The 17,759-nt window shown below is 72.8% G+C and carries 13 protein-coding genes; 7 read left to right on the forward strand and 6 right to left on the reverse strand.

All coding sequences use genetic code 11. The features are described 5' to 3' along the window. The first annotated feature begins 82 nt into the window (after positions 1-82). Positions 83-1,039, forward strand: a complete 957-nt coding sequence (locus tag ACQPZW_RS09880; protein ID WP_433794519.1) for a sulfite exporter TauE/SafE family protein — start codon at positions 83-85, stop codon at positions 1,037-1,039. Between the two features lie 86 nt (positions 1,040-1,125). Beyond that, entirely contained in the window at positions 1,126-2,169 is a 1,044-nt protein-coding gene (locus ACQPZW_RS09885) for a hypothetical protein (protein ID WP_433794520.1), read from the forward strand. Between the two features lie 61 nt (positions 2,170-2,230). Here the strand turns inward: ACQPZW_RS09885 and ACQPZW_RS09890 are convergent, their stop codons facing one another. The 5 genes from ACQPZW_RS09890 to ACQPZW_RS09910 all read right to left on the reverse strand — a co-directional run bounded on the left by ACQPZW_RS09890 (position 2,231) and on the right by ACQPZW_RS09910 (position 6,938). Continuing rightward, positions 2,231-3,160 (reverse strand): diacylglycerol/lipid kinase family protein, encoded by a 930-nt coding sequence (locus ACQPZW_RS09890; RefSeq protein WP_433794521.1) that lies wholly within the window; start codon positions 3,158-3,160, stop codon positions 2,231-2,233. Between the two features lie 23 nt (positions 3,161-3,183). Next, positions 3,184-3,861, reverse strand: coding sequence for a cytochrome P450 (locus ACQPZW_RS09895; RefSeq protein WP_433794522.1), 678 nt, complete (start codon positions 3,859-3,861; stop codon positions 3,184-3,186). Further along, positions 3,858-4,352 carry a hypothetical protein gene (locus tag ACQPZW_RS09900; protein WP_433794523.1) on the reverse strand — a complete coding sequence of 165 codons (495 nt, stop codon included), beginning with the start codon at positions 4,350-4,352 and terminating at the stop codon, positions 3,858-3,860. Before ACQPZW_RS09900 ends, ACQPZW_RS09895 begins: the two co-directional genes overlap by 4 nt. A gap of 218 nt (positions 4,353-4,570) precedes the next feature. Next, on the reverse strand, positions 4,571-5,575 hold the full coding sequence (locus ACQPZW_RS09905; RefSeq protein WP_433794524.1) for a helix-turn-helix domain-containing protein: 1,005 nt from the start codon (positions 5,573-5,575) through the stop codon (positions 4,571-4,573). Between the two features lie 163 nt (positions 5,576-5,738). Continuing rightward, positions 5,739-6,938: an MFS transporter gene (locus ACQPZW_RS09910; RefSeq protein ID WP_433794525.1), complete on the reverse strand. Its 1,200-nt coding sequence runs from the start codon at positions 6,936-6,938 to the stop codon at positions 5,739-5,741. 101 nt (positions 6,939-7,039) lie between these two features. On the opposite strand from ACQPZW_RS09910, the gene ACQPZW_RS09915 reads away from it, so the two are divergent. Both ACQPZW_RS09915 and ACQPZW_RS09920 read left to right on the forward strand, forming a co-directional pair. Further along, entirely contained in the window at positions 7,040-7,648 is a 609-nt protein-coding gene (locus ACQPZW_RS09915) for an alpha/beta fold hydrolase (RefSeq protein ID WP_433794526.1), read from the forward strand. Positions 7,649-8,067: 419 nt separating this feature from the next. Next, positions 8,068-9,039, forward strand: coding sequence for a TerC/Alx family metal homeostasis membrane protein (locus ACQPZW_RS09920; protein ID WP_433794527.1), 972 nt, complete (start codon positions 8,068-8,070; stop codon positions 9,037-9,039). Here ACQPZW_RS09920 and ACQPZW_RS09925 read toward each other — a convergent pair whose 3' ends face one another. Further along, complete coding sequence (locus ACQPZW_RS09925) at positions 9,040-11,841, reverse strand: PAS domain S-box protein (RefSeq protein WP_433794528.1); 2,802 nt, start codon at positions 11,839-11,841, stop codon at positions 9,040-9,042. A 128-nt stretch (positions 11,842-11,969) separates the two neighbouring features. On the opposite strand from ACQPZW_RS09925, the gene ACQPZW_RS09930 reads away from it, so the two are divergent. The 3 genes from ACQPZW_RS09930 (at position 11,970) to ACQPZW_RS09940 (ending at position 16,737) form a co-directional block, all read left to right on the forward strand. Further along, positions 11,970-13,997, forward strand: coding sequence for a response regulator (locus ACQPZW_RS09930; protein ID WP_433794529.1), 2,028 nt, complete (start codon positions 11,970-11,972; stop codon positions 13,995-13,997). A 73-nt stretch (positions 13,998-14,070) separates the two neighbouring features. After that, entirely contained in the window at positions 14,071-15,849 is a 1,779-nt protein-coding gene (locus tag ACQPZW_RS09935; RefSeq protein WP_433794530.1) for a VanW family protein, read from the forward strand. A gap of 81 nt (positions 15,850-15,930) precedes the next feature. Beyond that, entirely contained in the window at positions 15,931-16,737 is an 807-nt protein-coding gene (locus ACQPZW_RS09940) for an AAA family ATPase (RefSeq protein ID WP_433794531.1), read from the forward strand. The last annotated feature ends 1,022 nt before the right edge of the window (positions 16,738-17,759 follow it).

The raw sequence follows: 17,759 nt of genomic DNA on the forward strand, positions 1-17,759 counted from the left end.
ATGCCTTGCCTACTTGGTAGCTAGGCTTCTATTCTCCGATCCAAGAACTAGGAATTGCCCCCTCCCCCTCCGGCGGTCCGACATGCAGAAGCTCCTCCTCCTGGCCCTCGTCGGGCTCGGTGCTCAGCTCGTCGACGGCAGCCTGGGCATGGCCTACGGCGTGACCTCGACCACGCTCCTCCTCGCGATCGGCACCAACCCGGCGGCCGCCTCGGCGACCGTTCACCTCGCCGAGATCGGCACCACGCTGGTCTCCGGCATCTCGCACTGGCGGTTCGGCAACGTCGACTGGAAGGTCGTCCTCAAGATCGGCGTCCCGGGCGCGGTCGGGGCCTTCGCCGGCGCGACGGTCCTGTCCCGCATCTCCACCGAGACCGCCGCCCCGCTGATGGCGATCATCCTGCTGGTGCTCGGCCTCTACGTGTTCCTCCGGTTCACCTTCCAGGGCCTGCCCAAGGGCCAGCTCGGCAAGCCGCTGCGCAAGCGGTTCCTCACCCCCCTCGGCCTGGTCGGCGGCTTCGTCGACGCCACCGGTGGCGGCGGCTGGGGCCCGGTCGGCACCCCGGCGATCCTGGCCAGCGGCCGGCTCGAGCCCCGCAAGACGATCGGCTCGATCGACACCAGCGAGTTCCTCGTCGCCATCGCCGCGAGCCTCGGCTTCCTCTGGGGCATCGGCAGCGAGAACATCGACTACGGGTGGGTCCTCGCCCTGCTGATCGGTGGGGTCGTCGCCGCGCCGATCGCCGCCTGGCTGGTCCGTCACATCCCGCCGAGGGTCCTCGGCGCCGCGGTCGGTGGCGTGATCATCCTGACGAACACCCGCTCCCTGCTGCGCAGCGACTGGATCGACGCGCCCGACGCGGTGCGCTACGTGCTCTACGGCGTCATCTACGTCGCCTGGGCCGCCGCGATCGTCTACTCGGTGCTGCAGTACCGCAAGAACGCCGCCGAGGATTGTCAGATCATCGCCGAGGCCGAGACGCCGGCCCCGACCGGCGACGCCCCGGACGACAAGGACAGGGCGCGCGCCAACGCCTGAGAGGACGCAGATGCCGGGGTCCCCTGCGGGCCCCGGCTTCGCGCTTCTACGATGCGCCGATGTGGTGGAGGCGTAAGAAGCGCACAATGCCGGACTACTGCGGAGATCTGGCCAAGGGTGTGATCGACCTCGACGAGGAGGCGTCGTCGGCGGCGATGCGCGGGATCATCGCCTCGCTCGACACGGCCAGCCCCGACGAGCTGACCGAGGGCGTCCGCCGGCTGCTCCCGGCCGTCCAGCAGGTGTCGATCGGCAACGGCGGTCAGGCGGCCCAGGTCGCGGCCGGTCTGATCGAAGCCGGCGCCGACCCGTTCGTACTGCTGGACGTGCTGGTCGAGCGGGTCACCGACGGTCTCGAGCACGCCGTCCGCTTCCCCGTCCTGGCCGAGAAGGACGGTGCCGCGTTCGAGGCGCCGGGCACCCAGGAGGAGGCGGACGCGCTGATCGAGCGGGCCGCCCGGGCCGCCGCGCAGGCCGGCATCGGGCGTGAGGAGGGCCTCCTGATCACCGAGTCGTTCTTCACCGTCGACGACTGGATCCCCAGCCTGCTCCTGCCCCTGCAGCAGAAACGGGTGCGACAGGCGCTCCCCGGCCGGGAGCGGCTCGCCGCCGCGGCCGAGGCGATGTCCGACCACGCCGACGCGGCACCCTGGCTGTTCGGGCTGCTCCGGGTGATCGACGACGAGCCGTTCCTGGTGATCCACCGGCCGACCGGACGGGCGTACCGCCTGACGATCAGCGGCGTCGGTGACAACTTCCAGCTGCACACGCTGCTCGCCGCGACCCTGATCGGCGACCCGGCGCAGGGCCTGATCGAGGGCGACCGCCCCGCACCGGCCTGGATCGCCGCCGCCACCGACGGCCCCGACCTGCAGCCCGCCGGCGGGGTACGCGGCCAGTTCGAGCTGTTCGGCGCCGACGGCGAGCGGATCTGGGGCGAGGGCCGTCCCGCCGACATCCCGGTCCTCGACGGGCACCGGGTCGTCGTGCTGGACCGGCCGTCCTACGCCCGGTCCTGGAACACCGGACGTGTCTACCCCCTGATGCACCCGGAGATCACCCTCGACCGCGTCCTGCCCGCCGCGGAGGCGACCGCCTGGCTGGGCCGGATCACCGACCCGTCCGACTGACCCGTCCGGTGCTCACCGCCGTCTCAGCGCGTGGGGACGGCGGTGAGCACCACGGCGGCTCTCAGTGGTCCGGGGTGCCGGGTGGCGCCATGATGCGCAGCGCGTTGGCGTCGACGGCGACCCGCAGCGGGGTCGCCCCACACGGCTCGCCGTCGACCTCGACGTGCGCCGGCCGGTCGGTCTCCAGCCACAGCTCGCCGACCGCGAGGAACGGCTGGTCCCGCAGGGTGCGGCGGTGCCCGGTGAGCGCGTTGCGGGCGGTCTCGCGCACCAGGCCCAGCTTCGACGCCCCGCCGACCGGGTAGGCGACCAGCAGCCGGTCGTCGGCGTGCGCGTCGGCGGTGATCGGGCGGCCGGCGTGGAAGCCGCCGTTCGCCACATACACCTGATGGGTGGTGAACACGATCTCCCGGCCGTCCGCGCGAACCGTCACCCGCAGCGGCCGGTGCCGGGTCAGCAGGCCGAGCGCGGTGAGCGGGTAGGCGATCCGCCCGATCACCCGTTTCAGCCGGCTCGGCACGTCGATCATGATCTCGGCGGAGAGCCCCGCGCCGACGTGATTGGTGAACGGCATGTCCCCGGCGATGCCCAGATCGACGTCGATCACCCTGCCGTCGGTGAGAGTCCCGACCGCCTCATCCAGATTCGGGAGGATTCCCACCGTACGCGCGAAGTTGTTGGTCGTGCCGAGGGGAAGCAGACCGAGAGCCACGTCGCGGTGGGCCAGCATCCGCCCCGCCGTGCTGATCGTGCCGTCGCCGCCGCCGGCGACCAGCAGATCCGGCTGGTGCGCGAGCGCGGCCGCCAACGAGTTCTCCAGCTCGCCGGGACGGTCCACCGCATAGGACCCGAGCACCTCGAACCCGGCGGCGAGCAGGCGTGCGTGCGCGTCGGCGTAGAGCTGCCGGCCGCGCCGTGACCGCGCGTTGACGACGAGCGCCGCCCGCCGATCGCGCTTGATGTCCTCGGTCAGCTCCTGCTTCGTCCGCACCGGCCGACCCTACCGTCCGGAGATCACATCACGTCCAGCCGGACCGCCTCGTACCCCCGCAGCACGAACCCGGGGCTGCGGACCGGCTCGGCCGCCAGCTCCAGCCTTGGCGCGTGATCGAGCAGCGCGGTGAGAGCCGCCTGCATCTCGATCCGGGCCAGCGGCGCCCCCAGACAGAAGTGCAGGCCCGCGCCGAAACTCATGTGCGAGTTCGGCACCCGGCCCGCGTCGAACCGGTCCGGGTCGGCGAACACCGCCGGATCCCGGTTCGCCGCCCCGAGCAGCGCCGCCACCTCCGCCCCTTCGGGCACCGTGACGCCACCGATCTCCACATCGGCCGCCGCCGTGCGCACGAACAGTTGCGACGGGGAGTCGTACCGCAGCATCTCCTCCACCGCCGTCGGCACCAGCTCCCGGTCGGCGCGCAGCCGGTCCAGCTCGCGCGGGTGATCGAGCAGCGCCACCATCCCGTTGCCGAGCCCGTTGACCGACGCCTCGTGCCCCGCGTTGAGCAGCAGGATCGCCGACGCCACCAGCTCCTCGGCGGACAGCCGATCCGAGCCGTCGCGCACCGACACCAGGTGACTGATCAGATCGTCGCCCGGCTCAGCGGCCTTCCGCGCGGCCAGCTCCCGCATGTAACCCGCGAACTCCCGGCACGCCTCCAGCGCGGCGGCCTCCACCTCGGGGGTGCGGCTCACCTCGTACATCCGGACCATCGCCGCCGACCACGGCCGCAGCCGGTCGCGCTCCTCCGCCGGAACCCCAGCAACTCGGCGATCACGGTGACCGCCAGCGGCTCGGCCAGATCCGTCAGCAGGTCCAGATCCGGCCCCGCCGCCTCCACCAGAGCGGTCGCCTCAGCCGCGACCGTGGCCCGCAACCGCTCCACATGCCCGCGCGCGAACGCCTTCGCCACCAGCGCCCGCAAACGGGTGTGCACCGGCGGCTCATTTTCCATCATCTGATGCCGGTGCAGCAGATTGAACGGCTCGAAGACCGCGGCCGGCTCCTCGTCACGCCAGAACCGCCCGAGCCGCCGATCCCGCAGGACGGCGTCGACCGCGGCGTGGCTCACCGCCAGCCAGCGCCCGCTCGGCTCATGAAACCCCAGCGCGGCCTGCTCACGCAGCCGCGCCAGCGCCGGATAGGGATCCTGGACGAACGACGGGTCCGAAAACTCAAGGTCCACCCGGCGGAGATTATCCCTTTCCGGTACGCGCCAACCCGTCCCGCCAGAACCGGACAGTTCCGCAACCACCCCGCGACGCAGTCCCGGCGCGGCCTCCCCAGCGCGACCGCCGGGCTGTCCTGCCCGCTCACCGCCCTGTGCCCGCTCGCCGCACGTGTATCACCGGCCGGGCGTTCGCCCGGCAGCGGCGCCTCGAGGGGCCGGCCGCGGGCAGCGGTTCAACCCGGGGGTGACGGCCAGAGAGCCGTGACCCGGTCCGGGGCGAGGAGGGCCTCCCCGGAGGCTCGCCTCAGCCGGCTGGGTGTGACCCCGTAGCGGGCCTTGAACCGCCGGGTGAAGTGGGTCGGGTCGCGGAATCCCCAGGATCGGGCGACGGCCGCTACCGGCTGGTGCCGGTGGGCGGGGCTCAGCAGGTCGTGCCGGGCGCCACGCAACCGCTCGCTGATGATCCACTGTTCGAGCGACAGTCCGGCCCGCGAGCAGACGTTGTAGAGGTGGCGCACCGAGATGTGGTGTGCGGCGGCGATCATCGGCGCGGACAGCTCCGAGTCGCCGAGGTTCTCCCGCACGAACGCGCGGACCCGGACGAGCAGGGTCTCGGCCATCGCCTGCCGGGTGTGGCGCTCGGTGCGGGCCGCCGAGGCGAGCAGCGCGCGCACCAGGTCGACGGTGGCGGTGGCGACGTGCGGGGCGGCCGGGTCCGCGGTGATCCGGGCACGGTCCCGGGCGAGGCCGGCGACGTGCGCGGTGACCAGGCGGTACAGCGGACTGGCGCGCAGCCTGCCGAGGGACTCCCGGACACCGTCGGCGGCCAGGTCGAGACGGTCGAGCGGGATCTGCACGCATCCGGCCGCCCCGTCGCCGGACCAGGAGTAGTCGTACGCCCCGGACAGGTCCACCCCGAGCAGTTCGCCGGGCGGGGTGATCTGCTGACGTCCGTACTGGTCGAGTCGCCCGTACCCCTGCTGCTGGACGGCGAGGGAGATGACCGGCATGGCGTCCTGCCGGGCGAGTCGCGCCGTGCGCAGCAGGCGCAGCCCCGACGACCGGCAGGTGAAGATGTTCGCGTCGCCGAGGTCCCACACCTCCATGCGGGCGTGCACCGGCCCGGCCGGGTCCTCGTGGATGACGTGGCAGGGCGCGGACGCATACATCATCGCGGAGTGCACGGCCTCCACCCGGTCGCCGGCCGGCAGCATCCCGGTGTCGAGAACGAACGCCACACCGTGAGGCTAGGCGACCGGTGTCGACGGCGGCTGTCCCCCTGGACCGCCGGACGCCTGTCGAGAGTGGCCGATCAGCTCGCCGCCCCATCGTCAGCCGCAGCCGCGGGGAACCGGGAAACCGGGGAACCGATCCGGAAGGGAGTCATGGGCGGCCGAAGGGTCAGCGCATCCTCAGCGTCACCGCGAGCAGGACAACGGAGACGAGCTGGGCGCCGGCGAGGACCGTGGCCAGCACGGTCAGCGACTGCTCGTAGAGCAACCCGGCCAGTAGCCCGCCGCCGAGCGCGGCGACACCCTGCGCGGCGGCGAAGACCCCGTAGGCGGTGGCCCGTCGCGGCGCCGGCACGAGGTCGGCGACCAGGGCTTTCACCGTGGAGTCCTGCACGCCGGTGGCGGCGCCCCAGAGCAGCGTGCCGGTGACGATCGCCGCGGTGCTGCCGGAGAGGGCGAGCGCGGGTGTGGCGGCGGCCAGAACCGGCAGCGCGAACAGCACCTTCGCGCCCCAGCGGTCGTACAGGTGCCCGCTGGCCAGGGCGGAGATCGCGCCCGCGGCCATCGCCCCGGCGTAGAGGACCGGAACGAGGGCGATCGGGATCTGCCCGGTCCGGCTGGCGTGGTAGGAGATGAGCCCGAAGGTGACCAGGCCGCCGGTGGCCGCGGCGGCCGACATCGCGAACCAGTGGAAGCGCCGTGGCAACCGGCCGGTCGTCACGGTGGCGGACGTCTCCCGGCGGGGCGGGGCCGGGAAGCGGCGGCTGAGCCAGATCAGCAGGATCATGGCGGCGGCGCTGGGGACCGCGAGCGCGGCCAGCGACGGCCAGATCACCCCGGCCGAGGCGGCGACTCCGGCGGCGACCAGCAGCGGCCCGGCGAACGCGCCGACCTGGTCGAGGGCTTTGTGTACGGCGAATCCGCGGCCCCGGCCGACCGATCCGGCGGCCTCGGCGAGCAGCGCCGACTTCGCCGGTGAGCGGATCGCCTTGCCGATCCGCTCGGCCACGATCAGCACGGCCGCGACGGCGAGCCCGGCGCCACCGAGGGCCGGCGCGAGAGCGAGCAGCGGTACGCACACCGCGGTCAGCCCGTAGCCGGTGATGGTGAGCGCCCAGTAGCGGGCGGTGCGATCGGCGAGCGGCCCGGACACGAGCCGGAGCAGCAGCGCGGCGGCCTCCCCGGCGCCGGTGACGACGCCGACCACGAGAGCGGAGGCGCCCAGTCCGGCCAGGAGTGGCCCGGTGATCGATCGGGCGCCCTCGTAGACCATGTCGGCGGCCAGACTGACCAGCCCGAATCCGAGGATCGCCCGCCACGGGGAGAGGACACGCGCGTTGGTCAGAGCGGAGGGCACGGGCGTAACCATACGGACCGTGCCCCGTAGTGGATCAGTTCCCGGCAATGTTTGGTGGACCGGGGGAGACCGGCGCATGTTTGGTGTCCCCCCGAATCAGGAAGACCATCGCCGTGCATCCTCAGCCCCCGCGCCGCACCACCCATGCCCACGGAACCCCGAAGAACCTTCTCGTCTACGACCGCTGGGGCCGGTACGGCCGGCCGGTGGTCCTGCTGCACGGGCTGTTCTACGACCGTACGATCTGGTGGCCGGTCGCTGCCGAGCTCGGTGACGCGTGCAGTGTCATCGCGGTTGACCTGCCGGGGCACGGGCACTCGGCGGCGCGCAGCGAGAACGCTGTGGCCGACCTGGCGCGGGACCTGGCGGTGCTGGTCAACGGACTGAACCTGCACCGGGCGCCGGTCCTGGTCGGCCAGGGCGAGGGTGCGCTGCTGGCCGAGGCGTTCGCCGACTCCTACACGACCCGGGCGGTGCTGACGTTCGACGAGCCACCCGCCGAGCCGCCGGACTGCCCGGAACAGCACCGGGCCACGGCCGATCTCGCGGGGGTTCCGGCGGCCTACCGGCAGTTCGCGGTGGCGCGCTGGGACGGAAGCCTGCTCCGGTCGTACCGATGCTGGTTCTTGAATCGGAAGCAGTCGCGGGCCGGGAAGCGCCCCTGCTTTCCGCATCTGCGCGCCCCCGCGCGGTTCGCGGAGACCTTGAAGGGCCTGATCTGAGCGGGGGAGCAGCCGCCCGGGTGGGGCGGCTGCTCGTGGTTCTGCTCAGCCGTGCCGGTGCCGGCGGCGCCGATGCGTCGGCGGCGTCAGGGCGGCTGTGCTGATCACCAGGCAGACGATCAGCAGCGTGCCTACAAGGATGTCGATGAACATGCGGTACCCCCATGAGAAACCGCTGGTCGGCTGTGGTGTCAGCCGAACCTTCACCGTCCTCCGGCGGTCCGCCGGCGTCAACCGGAATGCCACAGAAAACGAGGTTGACCTGGTTCCCGGCGCCTGTCCTGCCTAAGCTGGCCGCGAGGGGAGTACCTCCGGCAGAACGTGGCGGTCACCACGGGCACCCGATGTGCCCTCGTGCGTTCGCCCGCCCCGGCGGGTGAGGGAGACCTCGGACGATCAAGCCTGTCCGAGGGGGCCCTGTGTTCGATCTGCCATCCATCGCGTCCGCCCAGCTCTGGGCGATCTCCATCGCCGTGCTGCTGGCCCTGCTGGCCACTGATTTCGTGATCACCCGCCGCCCGCACGAGGTGGCGATGCGCGAGGCGGTCGGCTGGTCGCTGTTCTATCTCGCGCTTCCCGGCGCGTTCGGGGCATTGATCTGGCAGTTGTACGGCCGGGGCCCGGCCGTGGAGTTCTACACCGGTTACGTGGTGGAGAAGTCCCTGTCGGTCGACAACCTGTTCGTGTTCATGCTGCTGCTGGCCGCCTTCGCGGTGCCGTCGCAGCTGGCCCAGCGGGTGCTGCTCTACGGGATCGCCGGCGCCCTGGTGCTGCGGGCGATCTTCATCGCCGCCGGCGCGGTCGTGCTGCAGAGTGGCACCTGGGCGTTCCTGCTGTTCGGCGGGGTGCTGCTGGCGACCGCGGCCAAGGTGTTCCGGGAGGCGATGCGCCACGAGGACTACCAGGTCGACATCGCGCAGATGCGCAGCGTCCGGCTGTTGCGCCGGCTCATGCCGGTGACCGACGACTACCGGGGCGGGAGGCTGACGGTCCGGGAGGGCGGCCGTCGCGCGCTGACCCCGCTGGCGCTGGTCGTGGTCGCGGTGTTCATGACCGACGTGGTGTTCGCGGTCGACTCGGTGCCGGCCGTCTACGGGGTGACCGAGGACCCGTACCTGGTGTTCGCGACGAACGCGTTCGCGCTGCTCGGGCTCCGGGCGTTGTACTTCGTGCTGCACAGCGTCCTGGACCGGCTGCGGCACCTGAACTACGGTCTCGCGATCATCCTGGCCTTCATCGGGGTGAAGCTGGTGCTGCACTGGGCGCACGGCCTCTGGGCCGGTGTGCCGGACATCCCCACCGACGCGTCGCTGATCGTCATCGCCGTCACCCTGGTCACCGTCACCGTCACCAGCCTCTACGCCGACCGTAGGGAGCGGGTCTCGACCTGATCAACCGGCGCCGGCGCCGATCGGTTTGCGGCGGATCCGGTCGGCGGCGTCCCGGGCCATCATGATCAGCGGGCGCGCGGCGGTGAACGTGGCCACCGCCGCGTCCAGATCTCCGGACCGGGCGGCGGTCTCGACCCGCCCGCACGCGGTCGTCGCCGGGCCCGCGCCCAGGTTCGCCAGCACTCCCATCAGCTGGTGTGACTCGATGCGCAGCAGGTTCACGTCGTCGAAGGCGAGGGCCTGCTCCATCCGGTCCAGGTGTTCCGGGATCTTCGCCGACAGCGACGCGAGCAGGCCGGCCAGCGCGCCCGCGGTGGCCGCCGGGTCGGGGCCGCGCAACTGGTCCAGCCGCCGCTCGATCTCGGCGATCATCGTCGGCAGGTCCGGCGGGGGCGGCTCGGCGCCGATCCAGTGCTCCAGCACGCGCGCCACGTCGGCCGGGATGAGCGGCTTGGCCAGGTGCTCGTCCATGCCGGCGGCCAGGCAGCGGGCCCGGTCCTCGGCCAGGGCGCCCGCGGTCAGCGCGATGATCGGCACATGCCGGCCGGGCGGCTCCCGGCGGCGGATCTCGGCGGTCGCCGCGTAGCCGTCCATCTCCGGCATGAGGCAGTCCATGACGATCGCCCGATACTCCCGCCGCCCGGCCAGCTCGACCGCCTCCCGCCCGTTGACCGCCACGTCGGCGGTGTAGCCGAGGTTGGCCAGGATGCCGAGTGCGACCGTACGGTTGATCTCGTTGTCCTCGACCACGAGCACGTGCCCGCGCCCCGGTGACGCCTCCGCGGTCGCGCCGGCCGCCGTGTTGCCGGCCCGGTCGCCGAGCACCCCGACCAGGGCGTCGTAGAGCTGTGACTGCCGCAACGGCTTGGTGAAGGCGGCCGCCGCCCATGCCGGGGCGGGCCCGCCGGGCAGGTGGTGGGCGTCGTCGGCGAGCAGGATCGTCCGGGGTGGCGGGCAGTCCGGCGGAGTGAGCGCCACGGTGTCCTCCGGCGCGGTGTGGACGTCCACGATGAGCAGGTCGATCGGCCGTCCGGCAGCGGCCGAGTCCCGCATCACGGCGATCGCCTCCACCGTGTCGGCCACCCCGATCGCGTCCATCGACCACGCGGTCAGCTGCTCGGCCAGGACCGTACGGTCGGTCTCCTCCCGGTCCACGATGAGCACCCGCAACCCGTCCAGGGCGTGCCTCTCGAACAGGTCCACGTGCTTCTGGGCGGTCCGCAGCATGACCGTGAACCAGAACGTGCTGCCCCGCCCCGGCTCGCTGACCACTCCGATCCGGCCGCCCATCAGCTCGACCAGGTCGCGGCTGATCGCCAGGCCCAGCCCGGTCCCGCCGAACCGCCGGGTGGTGCCCGCGTCGGCCTGGGTGAACGCCTCGAACACCTCCTCCTGCCGGTGCTCGTCGAGGCCGATGCCGGTGTCGTGCACCTCGAACCGGATGGGCACCGCCTCCGGCCCACCGCCACGTCCGGCGTCCAGGTGCGCGGAGACGATGATCGTCCCGTGCGAGGTGAACTTCACCGCGTTGCCCGCCAGGTTGAGCAGCACCTGGCGCAGTTTGGCCGGATCGCCGCAGACCTCCGGGGGCAGCCGCTCGTCGCAGACCGCGGTGACGGTCAGGCCGTCGTGCGTGTCCGGCGGGGCGACCAGCGACACCACCTCGTCGATCAGGTTGCCGACCCGGAAGTTCGCCTCCTCCAGCAGCACCTTGCCCGCTTCCAGCTTGGAGAAGTCGAGAACGTCGTTGATCACCGAGAGTAGCGCCGAGCCGGCCGCGCTGATCCCCTCGGCGTAGCGGCGCTGGCGCTCGTCGAGGCGGGTGCCGAGCAGCAGCCCGGTCAGGCCGATGACGCCGTTCATCGGGGTACGGATCTCGTGGCTCATCGACGCGAGGAACTGCGACTTCAGCCGGGTCGTCTCGATCGCCTGGTCACGGGCCTGCTCGAGGGCCTGCTCGGTCTGCAGCCGGGTGGTGATGTCGCGGACGAAGCCGTGGAAGTGCTCGCCGTTGTTGGACCGGATGCGCCACATGGTGAGCTCGACCGGGATCTCGTGGCCGTCCCGGTGCACCGCGGTCATCTCGGTGGGCCGGTCGAGCAGCCATTCCCAGCGGCCGGTGATCAGCCGGTCCAGTGCCGGCCGGTAACGCCGGGGCAGGATCGTGCCGGTCACGTCCCGGCCCAGGACCTCCCTGCGCTGCCATCCGAAGACGTGCTCTGCCTGCCGGTTCCACTCGGTGATCAGGCCGTCGCCGCTCATCGTGAAGAACGGGTCGCTGGCCGCGTGCATGATCATCTCGAGTTGCTCGCGCTCGACCCGGCGGCGCTGGTCGGCCTGCACGCGGACGGTGATGTCGTGTGCGACGGTCGCGGTGCCGATCACGGCGTGGTCGGTGTCGCGCATCGGGGCCATGCTGAGCGACACCTCGATGACGGTCCCGTCCTTACGGCGGCGGCGCGTCTCGTAGCGGGTGAGGGCCTGGCCGCGGCGGACCCGGGCGAGCAGCTCCTCCTCCTCGCCGAGCCGGTCGGGTGGCAGCAGCCGGGTGACGTCGCTGCCGACCATCTCCTCGGCGGTGTAGCCGTAGAGGCGTTCGGCGCCCGGGTTCCAGCTCATGATGGTGCCGTCCGAGGTCTTGCTGACGATCGCGTCCTGGGAGGCCTCGACGATCGCGGCGAGCCGGGCGTTCTCCATCGCCTCGCTGTGCCAGTTGGCCTCGGCCCAGGCCACGGCCTGCCGGGATCGGCGCGCCAGGAGCACCGCGGTGACGCCCGCGCCCACGCCGGCCAGCAGAGACACGGCCCTACGCAACACTGCGGCCTCCGAGGATCCGAATCCGATTCAGCATCAACGTACATGCGACCTTTATCTGCTTTAGCCTTATTACGGACATAGCACCCACCGACTCGCCGTTCAAGGGAGCCGACGTGGCGACAGTGATGGTCGTCGACGACGTGGCCGCCAACCGGGAGATCGTGCGCATGCTGCTCGGTTTCCGGGGTCACGACGTCATCGAGGCGCACGACGGCGCCGACGCGCTGCGACTCGCGCACACCCACCATCCGGACGTGGTGGTATCGGACGTCCTGATGCCCGGCATCGACGGCCTCGAACTGGTCCACCGGCTGCGTGCCGACCCGGACCGGGAGGCCGCCCAGGCACCGGTGATCTTCTACACCGCCAACTATCTGGAGCCGGAGACCCGGCCGATCGCCGAGGCCTGCGGGGTCAGCCAGGTGGTGCTGCGATCCCAGGACCCGGACGCGCTGCTCGACGCGATCGACGTCGCGCTGGCCGGCGGCCCGGTCGACATCAGCGCGACCCCCGACGACGACTTCGCCCAGGCGCACCTGCAGACGGTCAACGCCAAGCTGATCGAGAAGGTGCGGGCCCTGCACGACACCGAGCGGCTCTTCGAGACGATGGCGGTCGCCTCCCCGGTCGGGATCGGGATCATCAACCGGCAGGGCAGCGCCGACTATGTGAACCCGCGCCTCGCCGAGATCCTCCAGGTCTCGCTGCCCGGGATCGTCGAGAACGGCTGGCAGGGCGCCCTCGGCCTGGCCGACCGTGACTTCGAGGCCGTCCTCGAGGTGCTGCGCGGCGACGGTGACGACACCGAGCTGCGGTTCAGCCACCGGATCACCTGGCCCGACGGCGACGTCCGCTTCCTGCGGGTCCACCTGCGGCAGACCCGCGACGAGGACGAGGGGCTGACCGGGGGCGTCCTCATGGTCGACGACGTCACCGACGTCGCCCAGGCCGAGGAACGGCTGCGCGAGGAGAGCCAGCGCCGCCAGGACGACGCCCGGCACCGTGACGCCGAGCGCCTGGACAGCCTGCGCCGGATGGCCGGGGGCACGGCGCACGATTTCAACAACATCCTGGGCGCGATCCTCGGCTACACCAACCTCGCCATCGAGACGATCACCGACGGCCGCGAGGACGGTGGCATCCCGGCCGAGACCGCCGAGTCGCTGCTCGTCGACCTGGCTCAGGTGGTCAAAGGTGGCGAGCGTGCCAAGGCCCTGACCCAGCACATGCTCGCCTTCGGTCGCCGGGAGGTCAACCAGCCGGTCATCGTCAAGATCAACAGCTTGATCGAGCAGCACCGGGAGGCGCTGCGCGTGGCCGCCGGACCGGCCTGCGAGGTGCGCCTGGTGCTGCGGGCGGGCCTGCCCGAGATCAAGGCCGACCCGGTGCAACTGGCGAGGGCGCTCGACAACCTGGTCCGCAACTGCGGCGAGGCGATGCCGGAGGGCGGCTCGATCACGATCACCACGACGGCCGCCGGCGGGAACGTGACCATCGAGGTACGCGACACCGGCCCCGGCATGAGCCCGGACGTGCTGGACCGCGCCTGCGAGCCGTTCTTCAGCACCAAGTCGGCGAACGGAACGGTCGGGCTCGGCCTCTCCACCGTGCACGGCATCGTCAGCCAGGCCGGCGGGCAGCTCGACCTGCGCTCCGTGCCGGGCACGGGCACGTCGGTGACCATCACGCTGCCCGCCGTCGCCGGCGCCGTCCCCGCGCCGCCGCCCCCGCCGAAGAGCGCGCCCCGCCCCGACGGCGGAGGGGAGACCCTGCTGCTCGTCGACGACGAGGAGGCGGTGCTCCAGGTGACCGCCCGGATGCTCGGCGGTGCCGGATACCGGGTGCTGACCGCACCGGACGCGGCCGAGGCGCTGCGCCTGCTGGAACGGCACGGCGGCGAGATCGCGGCCCTGGTCACCGACGTGGTGATGCCGGGTATGGACGGGCGTCAACTGGCCCGGATCGCGTCCGGCCGGCGGCCCGACCTGTGCGTCGTCTTCGTCTCCGGGTACGCCGATTCGCTCTTCGACGAGAACGGCAACAACCTCGAGCCGGGATCCACCATCCTGGCCAAGCCGTTCGACCGGGAAAGGCTGGTGAGCACCGTACGAACGGCCCTTTCTCTGACTCAGCGGAGCTGACCGTCTACCGGTCACGTGTCCGCGATCGATTAGGATTCCTGGCTCACCGCCCCTCGACCCCCAAGGAGGCACGGTGACCGCCGCCAGTGACCGGCAACCCACCGTACGGCTGCCGCAGCAGGCCTCGCCCACACACGACGACCTCGCAGGCCCGCCCGCGCAGGCGCCCACCCCACCGGCACCGCGCCGCGGCCGCCGGGCCCTGATCGCCGGGCTCGCCGCCGTGGCCCTCGCCGCCGCGGCCGGTGGCGCCGCCCGATACGCGCTGACCGGTGACGTCCCCCGTGGCGTGACCGTGCTCGGCGTCGACCTCGGCGGCCTGGCCCGCGCCGAGGCCGCCACCGCGCTGCGCGCCCACCTGGCCGCCGACCCGAGGGTCACCGCCGCCGTCCCGGTGCGGGTCGAGGGCAAAGAGGCCACCCTGCGACCGGCCGACATCGGGCTGGTCGTCGACGTGGACGCGACCGTCGACGCCGCCGCGCAGGGCAGTCCGTCACTGCTGCGCGACCGGGCCGTCGCGCCGGTGATCGCCGTCGACGCCGACCTGCTCGACGTCGCCCTGCGCAAAGCGGTCGGCAAGGTCGGCACCCCCATGAAGGCGCCGGCCGTCACCTTCACCGGCCTCACCCCGAAGGCAGTGCACCCACGACCGGGCCACGGCCTCGACCCGCAGCGCTCGGCCGACGCGGTCAAGGCCGGCTGGCTCACCGGCGTCCCGGTCGACGTCCCGCTGGTCGACCTGCACGCCGCCACCACCGCCGAGCAGGTGGACCGACTGGTCGAGACGGTCGCCGAGCCGGCCGTCGCCGCGCCGCTGACCGTCACGTCCGAGCGGGGCACCCTGACCATCCCACCGGCCGCGATCGCGAAGAGCCTGGTGCTGACCGCCGACAAGGCCGGGCTGATCGAGCCGCGGATCGATCCCGGGAAGCTGCGGGCCGCGGTCGCGCCCGCGCTCGCGAAGATCGAGGTAGCCGCCGCGGACGCCAGGTTCACCTTCGCCGGCGGCAAACCGAGGATCGTCGCCGGCACCGACGGGCGGGGCCTCGACCTGACCGCGCTCGCCCCGCAGCTGCTGACCGCGGCGACCAGCGCGGACGCCCGTACCGTCGAAGCCTCCCTGACCACCGCCGCGCCCGCCACCTCCGTCGCCGACCTGGAGAAGCTGGGCGTGAAGGAGAAGGTCTCGACCTTCACCACCAAGTTCACCGGAGGGCTGTCGTCGTCGCGCAGCCAGAACATCGTGACCGCGGCCAAGCAGGTCCGCGGCGCGCTGGTCCTGCCCGGCAAGACGTTCTCACTGAACAAGCACACCGGGGAACGGAGCTACGCGCAGGGCTACAAGGACGCGCCGGTGATCGTCGGCGGGCACCTGCAGCCGGGTGTCGGCGGGGGCGTCTCGCAGTTCACCACGACCCTCTTCAACGCCAGCTACTACGCCGGTCTCGAAGACGTCGAGCACAAGCCGCACTCGTACTACTTCGACCGCTACCCGGCGGTCATCGAGTCCACCATCTTCTGGCCCGACCTGGACTTCAAGTTCAAGAACGACAGCCCGTACGGGGTGCTCATCGACACCGCCTGGACCAGCGGCTCGATCACCGTGTCGATGTGGAGCACCAGGGTGTGGGACAAGGTGACCACCGAGTGGAGCGCCCGGCGCAACGTCACCTCCCCGCCGACGATCACCAAGCCGGACGGGCCCGACTGCATCGCCACGAGCGGCCTGATCGGCTTCACCCAGGACGCGTGGCGGCTGTTCCACAAAGAGGGCAAGGTCGCCAAGCGGGAGAAGTTCACCTGGAAGTACGACCCCGAGCCGCGCTTCATCTGCGAAGGCGCCACCGACTGACCGTGGTGTGCACCGTGAGCCGATCACGGTGCACACAGAGCACGGTGGCCCGGACCGGGTGGCCGATAGGTTCGGGCCGTCATGGCTCTCCTGGGACGGGCCGGGGAGTGCGCGGCGCTGCGGGAGTTCCTGACGGCGGCGCACGGAGACCCCGGCGGCACGCTGGTGGTGGCGGGTGCGCCCGGCGCCGGGAAGACCACCCTGGTCGATCACGTCGTCGCGGCCGGGGCACTCCGGGTGGCCGGGTTCGAGGCCGAGGCCGGTTTCGCGTACGCCGCCCTGCACCGACTGCTCATCCCCGTCCTCGGCGCCGCCCCGCACCTGCCCGCCGGCCATCGGGACACCCTGCGGGTGGCCTGCGGACTGGCCGACGGGCCACCGGCCGGGCCGGACCGCGTCGTCGCCGCCGCGTCGTCGCTGCTCGCGGCGGCCGGGCCGATCCTGTGCGTCGTCGACGACACCCAGTGGATCGACGTCGCGTCCCGGACCGCGATCGTCGGCTGCGCCGGGACCCCCGGCCTCGGCCTGATCCTGGTGACCCGCGAGCCCGGCCCGCTGACAGACGCCCTGTCGCGCCCGCGCCCGTCCGCCTCCCTCGCGAGGCCGTCGGCCCCGGTGTGGCCGGTGCCGCCGGAGCCGGTGGCGCCGCTGGTGCCGGTGGTGCGGGTGGTGCGGGTGGTGCCCGTGGTGCCGGTGGTGCCGGTGCCGCGGGCGCCGGCCGGTCTGCCGTGTTTCCCCTGCTCGAAGTCGGCGGGCTCGGCGTGGACGACGGGGTCGGCCTGCTGCGGTCGGTGGTCGCCGGGCCGATCGACCATCAGGTGGCCACCCGGCTGGTGGCGGCGACCGGCGGGAACCCGCTCGCCCTCACCGGTCTCGGCCGCGAGCTGAGCGCCGACCAGATGGCCGGGGCACGGTCGCTGCCCGACCCGCTGCCGGTCGGCGGGCGGCTCGTCGACCCCCGCCTGCGGGAGCTGCCCGCCCCGGCCCGGACCCGGTTGCTGCTCGCCGCCGCCGAACCCGATGGCGACCCCGGATACGTCGAGGCGGCCGCGCGCCGGCTCGGCCTCGGGCGGGAGGAATCCGGCGAGGTGCCGGCCGCGGGTCCTCCGGGCCGCCCCGACGACGGGACACCGCCGGCGGTGGGTCTTCCGGTCCCGCTCCTACGGTCGGCGGTTTACAGCGGCGCGACCCGGGCCCAGCGGCGGGCGGCGCATGCGGCCCTCGCCGCGGTCACCGACCGGCCGGGCCACGAGGGCCGGCGGGCCCGGCATCTGGCCGCGGCCAGCGCCGGCCCGGACGAGACGGTGGCCGCCGTGCTGGTCCGGGCCGCTGCGACCGGTGACTGGGCGGGCCGGGCCGACCTGCTGCTCCGCGCCGCCGAGCTGACCCGGGACGCCGGTGCCCGTGCGGAGCGCCTGCTGGACGCCGCCGAGGCCGCGGTGCACGCCGGGGCGCCCGTGCAGGCGCGACATCTGGCCGAGGCGGCGGTGCGCACGGCCGACGGCATGCTCACCGTGCACGGCCGGGCCTTGACGGTACGAGCGAACGCCCTGGCCATGTCGGGCGCCGACGACGCGTACACCCGAGGACCCGCGCTCTGCCTGCGGGCCGCGATCGCTCTCGCCTGGTCGTCCCCCGACCCGGAGCCCGCGTCCGCCCTCGCCGCGCTGCCATCGCCGCCCGCCCTCGCCGACCCGGTCGCCGGGTCGCAGGCCGTGTCCGCTCTTTCCGCGCCCGCCCTCGCCGACCCGGTCGCCGGGTCGCGGTCTGTGTCCGCCCTCGGCGGGCCGGCGGCTCGCCTGGCCCGGGTCGCCCTGCTGACGGCCGCCGAGCATGCCGTGCGCGCGGGGGAGCCGGGCTCCGGAATCGGTTCCGCGGAGATCGCCGAAGCCGTCGTGACCCTGGCGCCC

The sequence above is a fragment of the Actinoplanes sp. CA-252034 genome (genome assembly GCF_050956125.1).
In the GTDB taxonomy this organism is placed as follows: domain Bacteria; phylum Actinomycetota; class Actinomycetes; order Mycobacteriales; family Micromonosporaceae; genus Actinoplanes.

Bases quoted from the DNA above. Each gene is read 5' to 3' on its own strand.
- ACQPZW_RS09880 (WP_433794519.1), top strand. From the start codon at position 83: ATGCAGAAGCTCCTCCTCCTGGCCCTCGTCGGGCTCGGTGCTCAGCTC.
- ACQPZW_RS09885 (WP_433794520.1), top strand. From the start codon at position 1,126: ATGCCGGACTACTGCGGAGATCTGGCCAAGGGTGTGATCGACCTCGAC.
- ACQPZW_RS09910 (WP_433794525.1), bottom strand. From the start codon at position 6,938: ATGGTTACGCCCGTGCCCTCCGCTCTGACCAACGCGCGTGTCCTCTCC.
- ACQPZW_RS09940 (WP_433794531.1), top strand. From the start codon at position 15,931: ATGGCTCTCCTGGGACGGGCCGGGGAGTGCGCGGCGCTGCGGGAGTTC.